1 protein-coding gene is annotated in these 528 nt (G+C 37.1%); it reads left to right on the plus strand.

Annotation, left to right across the window (positions count from 1 at the left end; all coding sequences use genetic code 11):
• On the plus strand, positions 1-450 hold a 450-nt coding region (locus tag GF867_RS13660; protein WP_153833629.1), incomplete at its 5' end, for an IS3 family transposase.
• Positions 451-528 lie beyond the last annotated feature (78 nt).

The following is a 528-nucleotide window of genomic DNA, read 5'->3' on the forward strand; positions in this document are numbered from 1 at the left end:
TATAAATGGTTGAACAGGAAGCCAAGTCAGACACAAATCCGCCTAAAGAAACTGATGACGCTCATTCAAGAAGCGTATGATAAGTACGAGGGCATCTATGGTTACCGTCGTATGACTATCTATTTGAATCACTTTAAAAAAGCGAAAGTAAACCATAAATGTGTCTATCGTCTTATGAAGTTTATGGGACTCCAGGCTGTTATCCGTCGCAAACGATACAATTATAAGAAGAGTCAACCCTACCATGTTGCGGCAAATAAGTTAAATCGTGAATTTGATAAAGATTACAAACCCATGCATGTACTTTTATCAGATATTACAGAATTTAAGTATGGGAAGGATAGTAAAGCTTATTTAAGTGCTATTCTTGACTATGGTAAGAATGAGATTGTTGGCTATAAGCTTTCGAAGAGGCAAAAACAAGCACTCGTTATAGACACTTTTGAGTAAGTTGTGAGTGATATCATTCCGGAAATCACAATGGTTCATACCGACCGTGGATCCCAATACACTTCCCACTCTTTTAAA

This window comes from Fundicoccus ignavus (assembly GCF_009659375.1).
Taxonomy (GTDB): Bacteria; Bacillota; Bacilli; order Lactobacillales; family Aerococcaceae; genus Fundicoccus; species Fundicoccus ignavus.